The organism is Streptomyces daliensis (assembly GCF_054782395.1).
In genome coordinates this window covers 95,959-115,463 of record NZ_BAAGSO010000054.1, presented here as the reverse complement: position 1 = coordinate 115,463, position 19,505 = coordinate 95,959, and the positions used below count along the sequence as shown (strand labels likewise).

Annotated in this window: 12 protein-coding genes; 8 read left to right on the top strand and 4 right to left on the bottom strand. The window is 71.6% G+C overall.

Features of this window, described 5'->3' with window-relative positions; translation table 11 throughout:
* Positions 1–65: 65 nt before the first annotated feature.
* Positions 66–1,580 carry a GTPase HflX gene (gene hflX, locus ACYVOO_RS11410; protein ID WP_461015533.1) on the top strand — a complete coding sequence of 505 codons (1,515 nt, stop codon included), beginning with the start codon at positions 66–68 and terminating at the stop codon, positions 1,578–1,580.
* A gap of 144 nt (positions 1,581–1,724) precedes the next feature.
* Here hflX and ACYVOO_RS11405 read toward each other — a convergent pair whose 3' ends face one another.
* Together ACYVOO_RS11405 and ACYVOO_RS11400 are read right to left on the bottom strand one after the other, a co-directional pair.
* Positions 1,725–2,939 (bottom strand): trypsin-like serine peptidase, encoded by a 1,215-nt coding sequence (locus ACYVOO_RS11405; RefSeq protein WP_461015532.1) that lies wholly within the window; start codon positions 2,937–2,939, stop codon positions 1,725–1,727.
* Between the two features lie 251 nt (positions 2,940–3,190).
* Positions 3,191–4,435, bottom strand: a complete 1,245-nt coding sequence (locus ACYVOO_RS11400; protein ID WP_461015531.1) for a trypsin-like serine peptidase — start codon at positions 4,433–4,435, stop codon at positions 3,191–3,193.
* A gap of 241 nt (positions 4,436–4,676) precedes the next feature.
* Here ACYVOO_RS11400 and ACYVOO_RS11395 point away from each other — a divergent pair, with 241 nt between their 5' ends.
* The 4 genes from ACYVOO_RS11395 to ACYVOO_RS11380 all read left to right on the top strand — a co-directional run bounded on the left by ACYVOO_RS11395 (position 4,677) and on the right by ACYVOO_RS11380 (position 12,013).
* Positions 4,677–6,881: an IucA/IucC family protein gene (locus ACYVOO_RS11395; protein WP_461015530.1), complete on the top strand. Its 2,205-nt coding sequence runs from the start codon at positions 4,677–4,679 to the stop codon at positions 6,879–6,881.
* A gap of 32 nt (positions 6,882–6,913) precedes the next feature.
* A complete protein-coding gene (locus tag ACYVOO_RS11390; RefSeq protein WP_461015529.1) occupies positions 6,914–7,756 on the top strand; it encodes a GNAT family N-acetyltransferase in 843 nt (280 codons plus the stop codon).
* 193 nt (positions 7,757–7,949) lie between these two features.
* Positions 7,950–9,728: an IucA/IucC family protein gene (locus tag ACYVOO_RS11385; protein WP_461015566.1), complete on the top strand. Its 1,779-nt coding sequence runs from the start codon at positions 7,950–7,952 to the stop codon at positions 9,726–9,728.
* Between the two features lie 146 nt (positions 9,729–9,874).
* Positions 9,875–12,013 (top strand): ATP-dependent DNA helicase, encoded by a 2,139-nt coding sequence (locus ACYVOO_RS11380; RefSeq protein WP_461015528.1) that lies wholly within the window; start codon positions 9,875–9,877, stop codon positions 12,011–12,013.
* A 153-nt stretch (positions 12,014–12,166) separates the two neighbouring features.
* On the opposite strand, the gene lexA is transcribed toward ACYVOO_RS11380, so the two are convergent.
* Entirely contained in the window at positions 12,167–12,961 is a 795-nt protein-coding gene (gene lexA, locus ACYVOO_RS11375) for a transcriptional repressor LexA (RefSeq protein WP_461015527.1), read from the bottom strand.
* Positions 12,962–13,433: 472 nt separating this feature from the next.
* Between lexA and nrdR the strand changes: the two genes are divergently transcribed.
* Positions 13,434–13,979: a transcriptional regulator NrdR gene (gene nrdR, locus ACYVOO_RS11370; RefSeq protein ID WP_461015526.1), complete on the top strand. Its 546-nt coding sequence runs from the start codon at positions 13,434–13,436 to the stop codon at positions 13,977–13,979.
* A 132-nt stretch (positions 13,980–14,111) separates the two neighbouring features.
* Positions 14,112–17,000: a vitamin B12-dependent ribonucleotide reductase gene (locus tag ACYVOO_RS11365; RefSeq protein ID WP_461015525.1), complete on the top strand. Its 2,889-nt coding sequence runs from the start codon at positions 14,112–14,114 to the stop codon at positions 16,998–17,000.
* Positions 17,001–17,191: 191 nt separating this feature from the next.
* On the opposite strand, the gene ACYVOO_RS11360 is transcribed toward ACYVOO_RS11365, so the two are convergent.
* Complete coding sequence (locus tag ACYVOO_RS11360; RefSeq protein WP_461015524.1) at positions 17,192–17,878, bottom strand: TetR/AcrR family transcriptional regulator; 687 nt, start codon at positions 17,876–17,878, stop codon at positions 17,192–17,194.
* A gap of 137 nt (positions 17,879–18,015) precedes the next feature.
* On the opposite strand from ACYVOO_RS11360, the gene ACYVOO_RS11355 reads away from it, so the two are divergent.
* The gene (locus ACYVOO_RS11355; RefSeq protein WP_461015523.1) at positions 18,016–19,497 is read left to right on the top strand and encodes an amidase; all 1,482 of its coding nucleotides are present in this window, start codon (positions 18,016–18,018) and stop codon (positions 19,495–19,497) included.
* Positions 19,498–19,505: the final 8 nt, after the last annotated feature.

The window sequence follows — 19,505 nt, the reverse complement described above, 5'->3', positions numbered from 1 at the left end:
AATCCGGACGGGCATGCGTTGGCCTGGCGCAGACTTTTCTCACCGACACCGACGTAAAGGATCCAATGACCTTCTCCTCCTCCCTTCCGCAGAACGGCGGCCCTGGCCACGAAGACCGGCGCCCCACCGAGAGCACTCGCCGAGCCGATGCCCTGATGGAAGAGGACGTTGCTTGGAGTCACGAGATCGACGGGGAGCGTGACGGCGACCAGTTCGACCGCTCCGAGCGGGCCGCACTGCGGCGCGTGGCCGGACTCTCCACCGAGCTGGAGGACGTCACCGAGGTCGAGTACCGGCAGCTCCGCCTGGAGCGCGTCGTGCTGGTCGGTGTCTGGACCTCCGGCACCTCGCAGGATGCCGAGAACTCCCTCTCCGAGCTGGCGGCCCTCGCCGAGACGGCGGGCGCCCTCGTCCTCGACGGTGTCATCCAGCGCCGCGACAAGCCGGACCCCGCCACGTACATCGGCTCCGGCAAGGCGCAGGAGCTGCGGGACATCGTGCTGGAGAGCGGCGCGGACACCGTCGTGTGCGACGGTGAGCTGAGCCCCGGCCAGCTCATCCACCTCGAAGACGTGGTCAAGGTCAAGGTGGTGGACCGCACCGCGCTGATCCTGGACATCTTCGCGCAGCACGCCAAGTCCCGCGAGGGCAAGGCGCAGGTCGCACTGGCACAGATGCAGTACATGCTGCCCAGGCTCCGTGGCTGGGGTCAGTCGCTGTCCCGTCAGATGGGTGGCGGCGGCTCCGGTTCGGCGGGCGGCGGCATGGCCACGCGTGGTCCCGGTGAGACCAAGATCGAGACGGACCGTCGCCGCATCCGCGAGAAGATGGCGAAGATGCGCCGCGAGATCGCGGAGATGAAGACGGGCCGCGAGATCAAGCGCCAGGAGCGCCGCCGCCACAAGGTGCCCTCCGTCGCCATCGCCGGATACACCAACGCGGGCAAGTCCTCGCTGCTCAACCGCCTCACGGGCGCGGGCGTCCTGGTGGAGAACGCGCTGTTCGCCACCCTGGACCCCACCGTGCGCAAGGCGGAGACCCCCAGCGGGCGGCTGTACACGCTGGCCGACACCGTCGGCTTCGTGCGCCACCTCCCGCACCACCTGGTCGAGGCGTTCCGCTCCACCATGGAGGAGGTCGGCGACGCCGATCTCATCGTGCATGTGGTGGACGGCTCGCACCCGGCGCCCGAGGAGCAGCTCGCCTCGGTCCGCGAGGTGATCCGCGACGTCGGCGCCGCCGACGTCCCCGAGATCGTCGTCGTGAACAAGGCGGACGCCGCCGATCCGCTCGTGCTCCAGCGGCTGCTGCGCGCGGAGAAGCACGCGATGCTCGTCTCCGCGCGCACGGGCCAGGGCATCGAGGAGCTGAAGGCGCTCATCGACGACGAGCTGCCCCGCCCCTCGGTCGAGCTGGAGGTCCTCCTGCCGTACACGAAGGGGAAGCTCGTCTCCCGGGTGCACAACGAGGGCGAGGTGCTCTCCGAGGAGCACACGGGCAACGGCACCCTGCTGAAGGCGCGCGTGCACGAGGAGCTGGCGGCCGAGCTGCGGGCCTACGAACCGCACGTCATCGCCTGACCACCGCGCCCCCGGGCGGGCGCCACCGCTCTCAGCGCGTACGGAAAGGGCCCGCCCCTCGCACGAGGGGCGGGCCCTTCCGCTGTCAGCCGTCAGATGTCACACCTGCCGGTCTCGCCGGCCGGTACGCCTGCCGGAGCGCGGTCAGTTCTTGCCCGCGTACTTCTTGCTGATCGCGTCGAAGACGGCCTTGGAGGACGCGCCCAGGCGCGGACCCGCGAGCCAGGTGGCGGGCTGCGGCCCGATCGAGTTGACCGAGACCAGCTCGGGCTTGCCGCCCGCGCCCTCCATGAACCAGCCGCCGCCGGAGGAACCGCCGGTCATGGTGCAGCCGATGCGGTACATCGCGGGCTGGGCCGGGTCGATGGTGAGCTTGCCGGGCTTGTCCGTGCAGTTGTACATCTTCGAGCCGTCGTACGGCGGCGCCGCCGGGTAGCCGTACGAGCTGAGCCCGGAGAAGCGGCTGACCACCGGGGCGTCGAAGTTGACCTCCACGGCGTTGCCGACGGTCTCCTCCAGCGACTTGCCCGTCTGCTGCTCCGGCTTCACGTGCAGGACGGCGAAGTCCTGCTGCGCGCCGCCACCGCCCGAGTGGGCGCCCTTCTCGATCCAGTAGCCCGTGGTCTGCGCCCACTCGCCCCACCACTGGCCGTACGGGGCGATCTCCTGCGGCTGCGCGTTCTGGAGCTGCGCGGGGGAGAGGCCCTTGTCGTTGTAGGCGGGCACGAACATGATGTTGCGCAGCCAGCCGCCGCTGCCGCCCGAGTGCACACAGTGCCCTGCGGTGGCGACGAGGTTGGACTTGCCCGGGTTGCGGGGGTCCTTGACGACGGTGCCGGAGCAGACCATCGGGCCGTCGGGGGTGTCCATGAAGACCTTGCCAGCGGGGGCCGCGTTGCGCGTGTACGGGGTCTGCACGCCCTTGGCCTTCACTGCGCTGGGCTCTGGGTCGGTGCCGGTCTCGGCCGAGGTGCTCTCGATGTCGGCCGGGACCTGCTTCTCGTTGTCCTCGGCCTCCTTCATGCGGCCGGGCTTCCAGTGGTCCTTGATGTAGGGATTGACGAAGTCGGACGCTTCACGCACCCACTGGTCCTTGTCCCAGTTCTTCCACTCGCCGTTGCGCCACTTGTCCAGGTCCTTGAGGGACGTGGGCAGGTCGTCCGGCAGCTTGTCCGGCAGCCCGAGCTGGTCCTTGTCCTTGGCCGCCGTGTCGGCGGAGGAGCCCGCCGACGGCTTCGCCTGGGCGTCGGTGGTGTCGTCCTCGCCGGACTGGCAGGCGGTGACGGTGAGGGTGAGCGCGGCGGCGAGCGCGGTCATGGCGACCACCGGCCTCCGGCGCCTCGGCCGTATCGATGACATGGAAGGAATCCCCCTGTTGTGGATCATCGAGATGGATCGATCATCGTGCTCTGTGCGTACGCGTGGCACAACGAGGTGCACGAGTGACGCACGGGGTGTACGTGTGGCGCACGAAGTGTGCGAGTGACGCACGGGACGTACGCGTAACGCACGGAACGTACGCGTGACGTACGAGGTGTACGCGTGGCACACGGGCGCGGCGGGATGCTCTGCGGCTCCTCCCGCCGTGCCCGGCGGATGCGTGCCGCGCGTCAGTTCTTCTTGCTGACGGCGGTGTAGACGCCCTTCGCCTCGGTGCCCAGCCGCGGTCCCGCCAGCCAGCCGCCCGTGACCGGGCCGATGGAGGTGACGGACAGGAGCTGGGAGCCGCTCGGGCTCAGCCAGCCGCCGCCGGAGGAACCGCCGGTCATGGTGCAGCCGACGCGGTACATGGTGGGCTGGTTGGCGTCGAGCGTGACGCGTCCCGGCTTGCCCTCGCAGTTGTACATCTTCGAGCCGTCGAAGGGCGGCGCGGCCGGGTAGCCGGTCGGGGTGAGGGTGGGGATCGACTTCACCCGGGGCGTGTTGAAGTTGACCGACACGGCCTCGCCGACGGTCTCCTCCAGTGACTTGCCGCCGCTCCTGTCCTCCGGCTGGACCTTCATCACGGCGAAGTCCTGCGGCGCGCCCCCGCCGCCCATGGAGGAACCGTTCTCGATCCAGTGGTCGGTGGTCTGCGCGTGCTTGGCCCACCAGACGCCGTGCGGCGCCACGTCCTGCTGCTGCGCCGTCTCCAGCTGGGCGTTGGACAGGCCCTTGCTGTTGTAGTGCGGCACGAAGACGACGTTACGGAACCAGCCGCCCTCCTTGCCCGCGTGCACACAGTGCCCAGCGGTGGCGACGAGGTTGGACCTGCCCGGGTTCCCGGGGTCCTTCACGACGGTGCCGGAGCAGACCATGGAGCCCTTCGGGGTGTCCATGAAGACCTTGCCGACGGGGGCCGCGCCCCGCGTGTACGGGGTCTTGACCGCCTTCGCCGGGATCTTGGCGGGAGTGGGGTCGGTGACGCCCTCGTCCTCGCCGGTGCCGTTGTCGCCGCCGCTCCGGCTGTCGTCGATGTCCGAGTCGTCGACCTTGCGGTCCTTCTCGTCGGCACGGTCGTTCTCGTCGGCGTCCTTCATCCGGTCCGGGTCCCAGAGGTCCTCGATGATCGGATTGATGAAGTCCTTGGCCTCACGGAGCCACTGGTCCTTGTCCCAGTTCTTCCACTCGCCGTTACGCCACTTGTCGAGGTCTTCGAGGGAGGTGGGCAGGTCCTCGGGCAGCTTGTCCGGCAGCCCCAGCTCCTCCCGCTTCTCCTTGTCGGGCGTGCTGGCCCCCGCCTCGGCACTGGCCTTGGCGTCGGCCGACCCCTCGTCCGGGCCACACCCGGTGGCAGTCACCACCAGCGCTGCGACGGCCGCTGCGGCGGCGAGCGCCGGACGTCGACGTCGCGCGGATCTGGCTATGGGTGGCATCTGCGGATTCCCCCTGAACTGGATCGTTTCGCCTGTGTACTTGTCATGCACCACGCCGGAGCGAGCGGCCACCACTATGCCCGGTGGGGGAGGGGACGGGTGCACCAGGGTCCATGGTTCCGCCCGGTACTCGCCAGAGATCTTCACTTCCGGCCGTGATCCCGGGGCCGTCACTTCGTTGGTACGGACGGGGGACACCGGCCCGCTCAAAGCGCGCCGACCGAGACCAGAGGAGACCGCCGTGAACGCGCGCCCCGGATCCGAGGACACCCCGAGGGACCCGGTCCGTAAACGACTCGCCCGTCTCATCGAGCCTGCCGTGCCCCGGCAGTCCCGGCGCACGGTGAGCGACTACGACACGGACACGGACTTGGACTTGGACGCGGACATGGGCACGGTCACGGACCACCCCCTCCCGGACGGCGCCGGTTCCCCGGCGCACGCGGACCCTCTGACACATGCGGCCCCTCTGTCGCATACGAACCCCGTGCCGCATACGAACCCCGTGCCTCACACGAACCCCGTGCCGCAGGTGACCCCTGTGCCGCACGCGAACCCGTCCGGCCACGCCGACCCTCTGGAGCACCCCGAACCCGCCGTCGCCGCCGACGCCGCCGCCACCGAGAACCTGCTGCGGTGCTGGGTGCGCGAGAACGACCTGCCACGGCCCGCTTCCGGCGCCCCCCTGCGCATCCCGCTCGACGCCTGCGGCACCGCCGTGCTCGTGCCGGTGCTCCACTGGTCGGTCACGGGATGGCACCGCTTCGGTTCCCCGCTGCTGGAGGGCGCCCCTCCGGAGGCCGCCCCCGTGGACGCCGTCACCCTCGCGGCACTGATCGGCCGGGAGGCGGCACACCGGGGGCGCTCGGCGGGAGAGGCAGGGGAGGAACGGGCGCACGTGGACCGGGGCGCGCACGGCACCCGCGTCGACAACCCCATCGAGAGCGCCGCCCTCGTGGGCCGGGTCGCCGACTCGCTCCAGCGCACCGTGGACTTCCTCACCGCGCGCAGGGCGTCCCCGCACGCCCCCTCCGGGACCGGACGCTTCCTCGACGCGGAACAGTCGCTCCTGCTGGGGCATCCCCTGCACCCGACGCCCAAGAGCCGCGAGGGGCTGTCCGACGAGGGCGTACGCGCGTACTCGCCCGAACTGCGCGCCGCCTTCCCGCTGCACTGGTTCGCTGTCTCCCGCTCCCTGCTCGCCCACGACTCCGCCTGGACCGAGCGCGGCAGAACGGTTCCCGCCGACCGGCTCGCCACGAGGCTCGCAGGCGAGGAGGTGGCGGCCCGGCTGCCCGAGGGCACAGCGCCGCTGCCGCTGCACCCCTGGCAGGCGCGGGAGCTGCGGCACCGGCCCGCCGTCGCCGCGCTCCTGGCGGAGGGGCTGCTGCACGACCTGGGCGAGGCGGGCGGCCCCTGGCACCCCACCTCCTCCATCCGCACCGTGGCACGTCCCGAAGGGCCCGCGATGCTGAAGCTGTCGCTGGGCGTGCGGATCACCAACTCCCGCCGCGAGAACCTCCGCAAGGAGGCGCTGCGCGGGGTCGAGGTGCACCGGCTGCTGCGTTCGGGGCTGGCCACCCAGTGGCACGCGGCCCACCCCGGCTTCGACATCGTCCGCGACCCGGCCTGGCTGGGCGTCGACGGCCCTGACGGCGAGCCGCTGCCAGGACTGGACACCGTCGTCCGGCACCACCCCTTCGCGCCCGGTGACGACGCCGTGTGCCTCGCCTCCCTCACCTCGCCCCGCCCCTGGCCGCCCGCCCCTTCGGGCGCGGGCACAGATGCGGGCACGGGCGAGGCCCGGCCCGGCGCGCTGCGCTCGCGGCTGACCGATGTGGCCGAGCGCCTGGCGTCCCGTACGGGACGGTCCGTCGCCGCCGTCTCGGCGGAGTGGTTCCTGCGCTATCTGGACGCCGTCGTACGCCCCGTCCTGTGGCTCGACGCGCACGCCGGGATCGCCCTGGAGGCGCACCAGCAGAACACCCTGGTGCTGCTCGACGCGGACGGCTGGCCCAGGGGCGGCCGTTACCGCGACAACCAGGGCTACTACTTCCGTACGTCACGGCGCGAGGCGCTGGAGCGGCGGCTGCCCGGAGCGCGGCTCGGCGTCGCCAGCGAGTCCTTCGTGGACGACGACGTCACGGACGAACGCTTCGCCTACTACCTCGGCATCAACAACGTCCTCGGCCTCATCGGCGCCTTCGGCGCCCAGTGGCTCGCGGACGAGCGACTGCTCCTGGCCGCGCTCCGCCGCTTCCTGGAGAAGGAGGCGCGCGGCGTCGACGGCGCGCCCGTATCGCCGCTGCCCGCGCTGCTGCTCGACTCCCCGAGCCTGCGCTGCAAGGCCAACCTCCTCACCCGGCTGCACGGCTTGGACGAACTCGTCGGCCCCGTGGACACACAGTCCGTCTACGTGGACGTCACCAATCCGCTGATCCACTGACCCCGCTACGAGCACCGAGAGGAGGCGTCGTCATGCAGCACTCGCGCGAGCACCCCTTCGCGCAGCCCGAGTCCGCGGGGCCCGGTCCCCGCCCCGGCCCGGATCCCGAGTCCGGTCCCGGGCCCGCCGCCGACTCGCCGCACTCCAGCAGTGACGACACCCTCGACCTCCATCTCCCCGGCGAACTCACCGCGCTGCTCGCCGCGAGCGACAGCGCGGCGGAGACCCCGGTTCCGGTTCCGGCCCCGTCCCCTCCGGAGGAGGGCGTCCTCGCCGGGCACTCGCGCCCGTCGAGCGCCGATCCCGCTCTGCTCGACTCCGTGGACACCTGGCCCGCCACGCACACCCCCGTGGGAGCGCTGCAACTGGTCCCCGTCCGGCTCGCCCGCGACCTCCCCCTGCTCGCCGCCTGGATGAACGACCCTGCCGTGGCCGCCTTCTGGGAGCTGTCGGGCCCGGCGGAGACCACGGCCGCGCATGTACGGGCCCAACTGGAGGGCGACGGCCGCAGCGTGCCGTGCCTCGGCGTCCTGGACGGCACCCCCATGAGCTACTGGGAGATCTACCGCGCCGACCTCGACCCGGTCGCCCGCTACTGCCAGGCGCGGCCCCAGGACACGGGCCTCCATCTGCTGATCGGCGGTGTCGCCGACCGGGGGCGCGGCGTCGGCACGGCGCTGCTGCGCGCCGTCGCCGACCTCGTGCTCGATCAGCGCCCCGGCTGCGGCCGGGTGCTGGCCGAGCCCGACCTGCGCAACACCGCCTCCATCTCCGCGTTCCTGAGCGCGGGCTTCCGCTTCTCCGCCGAGGTCGAGCTGCCCGAGAAACGGGCGGCCCTGATGGTCCGCGACCGCGAGCTGCGCACCGCCCTCTGAACGCCACCGGGTCCCTCCGCTCCACCCCCCACGCGCCTTCTTCGAACCCGATCCCGAACAAGGAGCCAATGTGGTGTCACAACCCTCCGTGGCAGGAAGCCCCCACGAACAGGACAGTCCCGTACCGCTGCACGTCCCCCCTGGCCTGGACCCGGACAACTGGGCCCGCGCGGGCAGGAGGCTGCTCGTCAAGATGCTCGCCGAGTTCGCCTACGAGGGGATCATCGAGCCCGAGCGGGAACCCGGGACGCCCCCCGCAGCCAACCCCCACCCCGCCCCCGGCCCGGATTCCGGTTCCGGCCGCCCCGGCGCCGCCCCCGCCCCTGGCCCCGCCTACGCCGCGTACCGCCTCCCCGTCGGAGCTGACCTCACCTTCCGCTTCCTGGCCCGTCGCGGCGCCTACGGCCACTGGACCATCGCTCCCGACTCCCTCACCCCCCGCGACACCGGCGCCCTCGACTTCCTCGCCAGAGCCCACGACACGGTCCTCGGCCTCAGCGGGGACACCTTGGGGCACCTCATCCGCGAGCTGACCGCGACCCTCACGGCCGACGTGCACCTCGCCTCCCGCGAACTGCCCGCCGCCCGGCTCGCCGACCTCGGCTACGCGGACCTGGAGGGCCACCAGACCGGCCACCCCTGGCTCGTCGCCAGCAAGGGCAGGCTCGGCTTCTCCGCCTCCGACGCCACGCTCTGGGCGCCCGAGGGACGCCGCCACCAGCGCCTCCCGTGGATCGCCGTACGCCGCTCGCTCGCCGTCTACAGCGGCGTGCCCTCGCTCGCCGAACCGCACCGCCTCTACGGGCGAGAACTCAGCCCGGACGCCCTCCTCGGCTTCCAGGAGACCCTGCGCGCGCGGGGGCTCTCCGGCGCCGACTACCTCTTCCTCCCCGTCCACCCCTGGCAGTGGGACGAGACCATCGCCCCCCTCTTCGCCCCCGCCCTCGCGGCCGACGACATCGTCCCACTGGGCACGGACGGCGATCTGCGGCTGCCCCAGCAGTCCATCCGCACCTTCCTCAACACCTCGCGCCCCGACCGTCACACGGTCAAGCTCCCCCTGTCGGTCCTCAACACCCTGGTGTGGCGGGGGCTGCCGACGGAGCGGACCGTCGCCGCGCCCGCCGTCACCCGCTGGGTGCAGGGACTGCGCGACGCGGACGCCTACCTGTCCGAGGAGTGCCGGGTGATCCTCCTCGGCGAGGTCGCCTCGATCACCGTGCGCCACCCGCTCTACGACGCGCTGCCGCAGGTCCCGTACCAGTACAGGGAGCTGCTCGGCTGCATCTGGCGCGAGCCGCTCTGCCGGTTCCTCGACCCGGGGGAGCGCGCCCGTACGCTCGCCTCCCTCATCCACACCGACGCACAGGGGCGGGCCTTCACCGCTGAGCTGGTCGAGCGCTCGGGGCTGGAGCCGCGCGTGTGGCTGCGCCATCTGTTCGCGGCGCTGCTGCCCCCGCTGCTGCACTTCCTCTACCGCTACGGCACCGTCTTCTCCCCGCACGGCGAGAACGCCATCGTCGTCTTCGACGAGCGCGACGTGCCCGTGCGCCTGGCGATAAAGGACTTCGTGGACGACGTCAACGTCTCGGCGCGGCCCGTCCCGGAACTGGCTGACATGCCGGACGAGGTGCGTGCCGTGCTGCTGAGCGAGCCGCCCGGGTTCCTCACCCAGTTCCTCCACTCGGGCCTGTTCGTCGGCGTCTTCCGCCATCTCGGCCCGCTGTGCGAGGAGCAACTCGGCGTGCCGGAGGGGGATTTCTGGTCACTCGTACGGGCGGAGATCGACCGCTACCAGGAGCGCTTCCCCGAGCTGAAGCCCCGCTTCGAGACCTTCGACCTGCTGCCCCCGCGCATCGACAGGCTCTGCCTCAACCGCAACCGCCTCCACCTCGACGGCTACCGCGACCGCCCGCAGCGCCCGCACGCCGCCGTCCACGGCGAGGTGCCCAACCCGCTGCACGGGCCGTGACCTGACGTTACGCGTCGGTCCCGCCCCCACCGGGGGCCCGTTCCGTTCCTTCCCGGCCGCCCCGGCCCCGGTCTGTCATGCGCCTGACCTGGGCCGTGGCCGGGGAAGGACGGGTTGTCAGTGGCGGCGCGTAAGGTGTCGGACCTATGAGCAAGCCCGCCCTCACCGAACTCCTCCATGCCGCCGTCACCTCTGTCGGAGGCACGGAGCGCCCCGGCCAGGTGGCCATGGCGCAAGCCGTCGCCGAGGCCGTCGAGGACGGCACCCACCTGCTCATCCAGGCGGGCACCGGCACCGGAAAATCCCTCGGCTATCTGGTCCCGGCCCTGGCGCACGGCGAGCGCGTCGTCGTCGCCACGGCCACCCTCGCCCTCCAGCGCCAGCTCGTCGAGCGCGATCTGCCCCGCACGGTCGACGCGCTGCACCCACTGCTGCGCCGCCGCCCCGAGTTCGCCATGCTCAAGGGCCGGTCCAACTACCTGTGCCTGCACCGCCTCCACGAGGGCGTGCCCCAGGAGGAAGAGGACGGCCTCTTTGACCCCTTCGAGGCCGCCGCGCCCACCTCACGGCTCGGCAAGGACCTGCTGCGGCTGCGGGACTGGTCGGACGAGACGGAGACCGGCGATCGCGACGACATGACGCCCGGCGTCTCGGACCGCGCCTGGTCCCAGGTCTCGGTCTCGGCCCGCGAGTGCCTGGGCGCCACGAAGTGCGCCTACGGCGCCGAGTGCTTCGCCGAGGCGGCCCGCGAGCGCGCCAAGCTCGCCGAGGTGATCGTCACCAACCACGCCCTCCTCGCCATCGACGCCATCGAGGGCGCCCCCGTGCTCCCCGGGCACGAGGTCCTGATCGTCGACGAGGCGCACGAGCTGGTCTCCAGGGTGACCGGTGTCGCCACCGGCGAGCTGACCCCGGGTGGCGTCAACCGCGCGGTGCGCCGCTGCGCCAAGCTCGTCGACGAGAAGGCGGCCGATCAGCTCCAGACCGCCTCCGAGACCTTTGAGCGGCTGATGGAGCTGGCCCTGCCGGGGCGCCTGGAGGAGGTCCCCGAGGACCTGGGGTACGCGCTGATGGCCCTGCGCGACGCCGCGCGGGCCTGCATCACGGCGCTGGGCAACACGCGGGACAAGTCCGTCCAGGACGAGGACGCCGTCCGCAAGCAGGCCATGGCCTCCATCGAGAACATCCACGACGTGGCCGAGCGCATCGTGGAGGGCTCGGAGTACGACGTGATCTGGTACGAGCGCCATGACCGCTACGGCGCCTCCCTGCGCGTCGCGCCCCTCTCCGTCTCGGGCCTGCTGCGCGAGAACCTCTTCGAGGACCGCTCCGTCGTCCTCACCTCGGCCACGCTCAAGCTGGGCGGCGATTTCTACGGCGTGGGGGCCTCCCTCGGCCTGCGGCCCGAGGGCGCTCGGGACGAGGCGGACGCGGTGGACCAGCCGGGCGGCGTCGCCGCTGCGGGCGGGAGCACGGACGCCGCCTCCGGGGCACCCGGGGCGTCCGGGGTCTCCGGAACGGAGGGGGAGACGGAGCCCGGCGCTGATGGCGCGAGCGGCTCAGACGGCTCCTCCGGCGGCCCGGCGGCCACGGAGGAGACGGGCCCGCGCTGGCGAGGGCTCGATGTCGGCTCCCCGTTCGACTACCGCAAGCAGGGCATCCTGTATGTGGCCAAGCACCTCTCGCCCCCCGGCCGCGAGGGCTCGCGCGGGGACATGATGGACGAGCTGGCCGAACTGGTGGAGGCCGCGGGCGGACGGACGCTCGGGCTCTTCTCCTCCATGCGCGGCGCCCAGGCGGCGGCCGAGGAGCTGCGGGGCAGGCTGGATGTACCCATCCTCCTCCAGGGCGAGGAGACGCTGGGCGAGCTGATCCGGCGCTTCGCGGACGACCCGGAGACGTGTCTGTTCGGCACTCTGTCGCTGTGGCAGGGCGTGGACGTGCCGGGCGCGAGCTGCCAACTGGTCGTCATGGACCGCATCCCCTTCCCCCGGCCCGACGATCCGCTGATGAGCGCACGCCAGAAGGCGGTGGAGGAGGCGGGCGGAAACGGCTTCATGGCCGTGGCGGCCACCCATGCCGCGCTGCTGATGGCCCAGGGCTCGGGCCGGCTCGTGCGCGCGATGGGCGATCGCGGCGTGGTCGCGGTGCTGGACCCCCGGCTGGAGCGGGCGCGCTATGGAGGCTTCCTGCGCGCCTCCATGCCGGACTTCTGGTACACGACGGACCGCAACCAGGTCCGCCGCTCCCTCGCCGCGATCGACGCGGCGGCCAAGAAGGCGTAGCACCCCGGAGAGGCCAAGCGGGGCCCGGACACACACCGGGCCCCGGGTCCCGCGCCGGAACCCCGGACACGCGCCGGGCCCCCGGATGCACAGCGGGGCCGCCGGTCCCGGCGCAGAGGGAACCGGCGGCCCGTCCAGGGGTGACGGGGGTGCTCAGACCCGCCGCAGCACCGCGACCACCTTGCCGAGGATCGTCGCGTCGTCGCCCGGGATCGGCTGATACGCGGCGTTGTGCGGCAGCAGCCACACATGGCCGTCCTCGCGCTTGAAGCGCTTCACGGTGGCCTCGCCGTCCAGCATGGCGGCGACGATGTCACCGTTCTCCGCGACGGGCTGGCGGCGGACGGTCACCCAGTCGCCGTCGCAGATCGCGGCGTCGACCATCGAATCGCCCACGACCTTCAGCACGAACAGCTCGCCGTCCCCGACCAGCTGGCGGGGCAGCGGGAAGACGTCCTCCACGGACTCCTCGGCGAGGATCGGCCCGCCCGCGGCGATGCGGCCGACCAGCGGCACGTACGACGCGGAGGGCTTGCCCGTGGTGTCGGCCGCTGCCTGGGTGCTGGGTGCGTCGGAGCCACGGACCTCGTACGCGCGGGGGCGGTGCGGATCGCGCCGCAGGAAGCCCTTGCGCTCCAGCGCCATGAGCTGATGCGCCACGGACGAGGTGCTGGAGAGCCCGACGGCCTGGCCGATCTCGCGCATGGACGGCGGATAGCCCCGGCGCTGCACGGAATCGCGGATCACCTCGATCACGCGGCGCTGGCGGTCGGTGAGCCCGGAACTGTCGGCCCTGATGCCGGGAGGTCGTCCTGGGAGCGCACGCTTGGTTTGCTGGCCGTCTGGCGACTCTGGGGTCATGGCGTCGTCCATCGCCTGGATCTGGTCGAGCGACTGCGCGGAGCGGTTCTGGGAGGTGATGGTGGCACTGTCTGCGGTGGTGGTCACGTCGGCCCCTCTCGAGCGGTTCTCCCTAGTTGGACAACGGTAGTTGGTTTCGAAAGGTTGCGCCAAACACACGTTCGAGTGAAAATTTCCAGTTCAACGGACTTGATCAGGTCCGCAGGTGTATGGGCCGCCGTCGCCCCGACGCCGGTGCGTCACGGCTGACACGTCCGAGCGTCGCGAAGGGTTCACCCAGTGTCGCAGGCGCGCCCCAGCGCTCCTCTCCGGCCCCGCTTCACGTAGGCTCTGGACTGCCCTCGACGGCGCGACACGCTTAGGCGGCATTGGCGCCCCGGCACCAGATCTAGTGGTTTGATGGGCGCACGCCACCACAAGTTGTGGTCCCCCGTGCTTCACGCGGAGGGACGTCGCCTATGCTGGTGTCAGCTTCGAGGGGCGTGCCGAAGGCGGCCCCTAGAGGCCGTATCAGTCATGCACGGTCAGGGCTTCGATGGCTCAAGGAGGGTGGGGAACCATGCACTGTCCCTTCTGCCGACACCCCGACAGTCGTGTCGTCGACAGCCGCACGACCGACGACGGCGCCGCGATCAGGCGTCGCCGCCAGTGCCCCGACTGCTCCCGCCGCTTCACCACGGTGGAGAACGCGTCACTCATGGTGATCAAGCGGAGCGGGGTCACCGAGCCCTTCAGCAGGGACAAGGTGATCTCCGGCGTCCGCAAGGCGTGCCAGGGGCGGCCGGTCACCGAGGACGCCCTCGCCCAGCTCGGCCAGCGGGTCGAGGAGGCGGTGCGGGCCACGGGGAGCGCCGAGCTGTCCGCTCACGACGTCGGCCTCGCCATACTCGGTCCGCTCAAGGACCTCGACCTCGTGGCCTATCTGCGGTTCGCGTCCGTCTACAAGGCGTTCGAATCGCTGGACGACTTCGAGGCCGCCATCGCGGATCTCCGCGACGCCCCGCCTCCCGCGCAGGAGTACGGGGACCAGGACCCGCAGGACCGCGGCGACGGCGCCGCGGGCGCGGGCCCGGGGGTTCCTGCCCCCAAGAGCGCCGTCGACTGACGACTGCCGACTGCGCCGAAGACCTTCAGACACGACCGGAGCCCCGCACGGTGCTCCGGCGATCAGACAGACATCGTGCCCCGGGAAGAATCGGGGCACATCGGGGCGTTATGCCCGGTACAGGGAGGCGGAATGACAGAGACGACGAGCGGCCCGGCACGCGGCTCCCGCGCGAAGGGCAGCAAGGCGAGCAAGGGGCTGCGCATCGAGCGCATCCACACCACGCCCGGAGTGCACCCGTACGACGAGGTGGTCTGGGAGCGCCGGGACGTCGTCATGACCAATTGGCGCGACGGCTCGGTCAACTTCGAGCAGCGTGGCGTCGAGTTCCCCGACTTCTGGTCGGTGAACGCGGTCAATATCGTCACCAGCAAGTACTTCCGCGGGGCCGTCGGCACCCCGCAGCGCGAGAGCAGCCTCCGGCAGCTCATCGACCGCGTCGTGAAGACCTACCGCGGCGCGGGCGAGGAGAACGGTTACTTCGCCTCCGAGGCGGACGCCGAGATCTTCGAGCACGAGCTGGCCTACGCCGTGCTCCACCAGATCTTCGCCTTCAACTCCCCGGTCTGGTTCAACGTGGGGACCAAGCAGCCGCAGCAGGTCAGCGCCTGTTTCATCCTCTCCGTCGACGACTCCATGGAGTCGATCCTCGACTGGTACAAGGAAGAGGGGATGATCTTCAAGGGCGGCTCGGGTGCCGGTCTCAACCTCTCCCGTATCCGTTCCTCCAAGGAACTGCTCTCCTCGGGCGGCAACGCCTCGGGCCCCGTCTCCTTCATGCGCGGCGCCGACGCCTCCGCCGGAACGATCAAGTCGGGCGGCGCCACCCGCCGCGCGGCCAAGATGGTCGTCCTGGACGTGGACCATCCCGACATCGAGGCGTTCATCGAGACGAAGGTCAAGGAGGAGGAGAAGATCCGCGCCCTGCGCGACGCGGGCTTCGACATGGACCTGGGCGGCGACGACATCACGTCCGTCCAGTACCAGAACGCCAACAACTCGGTCCGCGTGAACGACGAGTTCATGAAGGCCGTCGAGTCCGGCTCCAAGTTCGCCCTGCGCGGCCGGATGACCGGTGAGCCCGTCGAGGAGGTGGACGCCAAGCACCTCTTCCGCAAGATGGCCGAGGCCGCCCACGTCTGCGCCGACCCCGGCATCCAGTACGACGACATCATCAACCACTGGCACACCTCGCCGGAGACGGGCCGGATCACCGCGTCCAACCCGTGCAGCGAGTACATGCACCTGGACAACTCGTCCTGCAACCTCGCCTCGCTCAACCTCATGAAGTTCCTGCGGGACGACGACAAGGGCAACCAGTCCTTCGAGGCCGAGCGCTTCGCCAAGGTCGTCGAGCTGGTCATCACGGCGATGGACATCTCCATCTGCTTCGCCGACTTCCCGACCGAGAAGATCGGCGAGACCACCCGCGCCTTCCGCCAGCTCGGCATCGGCTACGCGAACCTGGGCGCCCTGCTCATGGCGACCGGCCACGCCTACGACTCGGACGGCGGCCGCGCCCTGGCGGGCTCCATCACCTCGCTGATGACCGGCACCTCCTACAAGCGCTCCGCCGAGCTGGCCGGGGTCGTCGGCCCGTACGAGGGTTACGCGCGCAACGCCGACGCGCACAAGCGCGTCATGCAGCAGCACGCCGACGCCAACGCCGAGGCCAAGCGCATGGACGACCTGGACAGCCCGGTCTGGGCGGCGGCGACCGAGGCGTGGCAGGACGTGCTGCGGCTCGGCAAGAAGAGCGGCTTCCGCAACGCGCAGGCGTCCGTGCTGGCCCCGACCGGCACCATCGGCCTGATGATGGACTGCGACACCACCGGCGTCGAGCCCGACCTGGCCCTGGTGAAGTTCAAGAAGCTCGTCGGCGGCGGCTCCATGCAGATCGTGAACAACACGGTCCCCAAGGCGCTGAAGCGGCTCGGCTACCAGCCGGAGCAGATCGAGGCGGTCGTCGAGTACATCGCCGAGAACGGCAACGTCGTGGACGCGCCCGGGCTGCGCCCTGAGCACTACGAGGTCTTCGACTGCGCCATGGGCGAGCGTTCCATCTCGCCGATGGGCCACGTCCGGATGATGGCGGCGGCCCAGCCGTTCCTGTCCGGCGCCATCTCCAAGACCGTGAACATGCCCGCCAGCTCCACGGTCGAGGACGTCGAGGAGATCTACCTCCAGGGGTGGAAGCTCGGCACCAAGGCGCTCGCGGTCTACGTCGAGAACTCCAAGGTCGGCCAGCCCCTCTCCGCCAAGCAGAAGGAGGAGAAGAAGGAGCCGGAGGTCGAGAAGGTCATCGAGTACCGTCCCGTCCGCCGCCGCCTCCCCAAGGGCCGTCCCGGCATCACCACCTCCTTCACGGTGGGCGGCGCCGAGGGCTACATGACGGCGAACTCCTACCCGGACGACGGGCTCGGCGAGGTCTTCCTCAAGATGTCCAAGCAGGGCTCGACCCTTGCGGGCATGATGGACGCCTTCTCGATCGCCGTCTCGGTCGGCCTCCAGTACGGGGTGCCGCTGGAGACGTACGTCTCGAAGTTCACCAACATGCGCTTCGAGCCCGCGGGCATGACGGACGACCCGGACGTGCGGATGGCGCAGTCGATCGTCGACTACATCTTCCGCCGCCTGGCGCTGGACTTCCTGCCCTTCGAGACCCGCTCGGCCCTCGGCATCCACTCGGCCGCCGAGCGTCAGCGCCACCTGGAGACCGGCTCGTACGAGCCGTCCGAGGACGAGCTGGACGTGGAGGGCCTGGCCCAGTCTGCGCCCAAGGCGGAGACGGTCAAGGAGGCCAAGGAGAAGGCGAAGGCCGAGGCAGGGGCCGAGGCGGCGGCGGAGCCGCAGGCCGCGACTCCGGCACCGGTCGAGGCGCACAACTCGACCGAACTGCTGGAGATGCAGCTCGGGCTGAACGCCGACGCCCCGCTCTGCTTCTCCTGCGGCACGAAGATGCGCCGCGCGGGAAGCTGCTACCTCTGCGAGGGCTGCGGGTCCACGAGCGGGTGCAGCTGACGGGTGACGCGTAGCGCCTGATGCCTGACGTCCGGTGCCTGTCATGTGACGTGTGACGGGCAGGCGGGCTGAACCACCGACGAAGCGGTGGCCGAGTGATCGGCCACCGCTTCGTCGTGTGCGGGGCCTGGACGCCTTGTCCGGGGTGCGTCCGGCGGGGGTGCCGGGGGCCGTTGAGGACGTGGGTCCCGTCAGTCGCGTCGGGCTTCCGGGTGCTGCCACAGGCGGCCGAGGTGGCCGTCCAGCACGCCCAGCGCCTCCTCGGGTGTCAGGTGCCCGATCAGCACGTGCGCGGTGAGTCCGTCGGCCAGGGCCAGCAGCGTGTGCGCCTCCCGCGCCTCCCGCGCGTACCGCGCTTCCCGTGTGTGCCGCTGGTCCGATCCCTGCCCCGCCCGGGCGGAGGACTCCGTTCCGGGGACGGGGCCCGAGTCGCCCGAACCGTCGACGGCCTCCCCGATGAGGCGTACGAGGACGGCGTGCAGCCCCGCGTAGTTGTCCCGCAGCACCCCCGCCAGTGACGGGGTCACGGCGGCCTGCGCGAGGAAGGCCAGCCACACCCGCGCCTGCGCGCGGTGCTCCTCCCGGACGAGGGCGACCTCGGTGACGGTGTGACCGAGGGTGCTGCGCGCCGACTGCGCCGGGGACTCCACGACGCGGGCGCGGACGCGGGCGCCGACCAGTTCGCCGATGTGCGTCAGCGCGAAGACCAGCATCTCCTCCTTGGTACGGAAGCACCGCTGGACCGCTCCCATGGACACGTCCGCGCGGGCGGCGACGTCGCGCAGGGTGACGCCCTCCAGGCCGCGCTCGTCGGCGAGCAGGCAGACGGCGTCGGCGATCCGGAGGCGGCGGCCTTCGTGGTCGATCTGTCGTGGCATGGGGCGGGCCCGCTCCTTTTCCAGTTGTCCGGTTCTCCGGTTTATCCGATGCGCTCGTATCGGATAACAGGTTACGGTGCCCTCGTTCCGATGCGCTCGCATCGGAACGGAGCCGAACCGAACGGGAGGAGCGGGCCATGAGCGAACGGGAGCAGGTCACGGGCGAGGAGCGAGCGGGCGAGGAGGGCGCGGGCGAGCGGCTGTGGGAGTGCGATGCCACTGCTCTCGCCGCGGCCGTCCGCGAGGGCCGGGTGACGGCGGCGGAGGTGATGGAGAGCCACCTCGCGCGCATCGCCGAGGTGAACCCGCGCGTCAACGCCGTCACCCAGCCGCTCGCCGCGCCGGCCAGGGAGGAGGCGGCGGCGCTCGACGCGCGCCGCGCGGCGGGGGAGGCGCTCGGGCCGCTCGCCGGAGTGCCGTTCACGGTCAAGGAGACCACCGGCATCGAGGGCGTCCCCACGACCTTCGGCGCGGTGCGTTTCAAGGACCACGTGGCCCGGGAGGACGCCCCCGGTGTGGCACGGCTGCGCGCCGCCGGCGCCGTCCCCGTAGGCCACACGAACATGCCCACCCTGATCCTGGCCGGTGTCCACACGCGCAGCGAGCTGTACGGGGACACCCTCAACCCCTGGGACGCGCGCGTGACCCCGGGCGGCACCAGCGGCGGCGACGCCGCCGCCGTCGCCAGCGGAATGGCACCCCTGGGGCTCGGCAACGACTCCGGCGGCTCGGTCCGTCTCCCTGCCGTCTTCTGCGGCGCGACGGGGCTCAAACCCACGACCGGCCGCATTCCCGCCGACCACCGCATCGGCCCCGACGACCCGCCGTTCGCCTCCCAGACGCTGGTCGTCGACGGCCCTCTCGCCCGTACGGTCGGGGACCTCCGCGCCGCCTTCGAGGCGCTGGCGGGCCCCGGCGCCGATCCGCGCGACCCCCGGGCGGTGCCCGTGCCGACCCGGCTGGCGCCCCTCGCGTGGCCCCCGCGCGTCGGCGTGCTCGCCGACCCCGGCGGCATGGGCGTGCACCCCGACGTCCGCGCGGCCGTCGACGCGGCGGCCGGGGCGCTCTCGGACGCGGGATACGCGGTCGAGGAGGTCGCGGACGTGCCGCGGCTGGAGGAGACGCTGGACGCGTACGGCAGGCTGGTGATGACCGAGTTCAGCGGGACCTGGCCCGTCGTCAGGACGCTCCTGGGGGAGGAGGGGCACCGTTACATCGAGCTGGGCATGGCCCGTACGCGGCCCGTCGAACTGGCGGAGTACCTCCGGCTCGTCGGACTCCGGCTGAACATCCAGCGGGACTGGGCGCGGTTCCAGGAGGAGTACCCGCTGCTGCTGGCGCCGGTGTTCACCGAGCCGCCCATGGAGCCGGGGCTGGAGTCGCGCGACGAGGAGGGGCACCGCAGGGTCACCACGGCGCTGCGGCTGTGCGCGGCGACCAGCTTCGTTGGGGTGCCCGCCGTGGCGCTCCCCGGCGGCGTCTTCGGCGGGCTGCCCCAAGGCGTCCAGGTGATCGGGCGGAACTTCCGCGAGGACCTGTGCCTGGACGCCGCCGCCGAAATCGAACGGCGCGTCGGACGGGTGTGGGGCGGTGCGTCGAGCGTCGTGCTGGGCGGCTGACGCCGGTT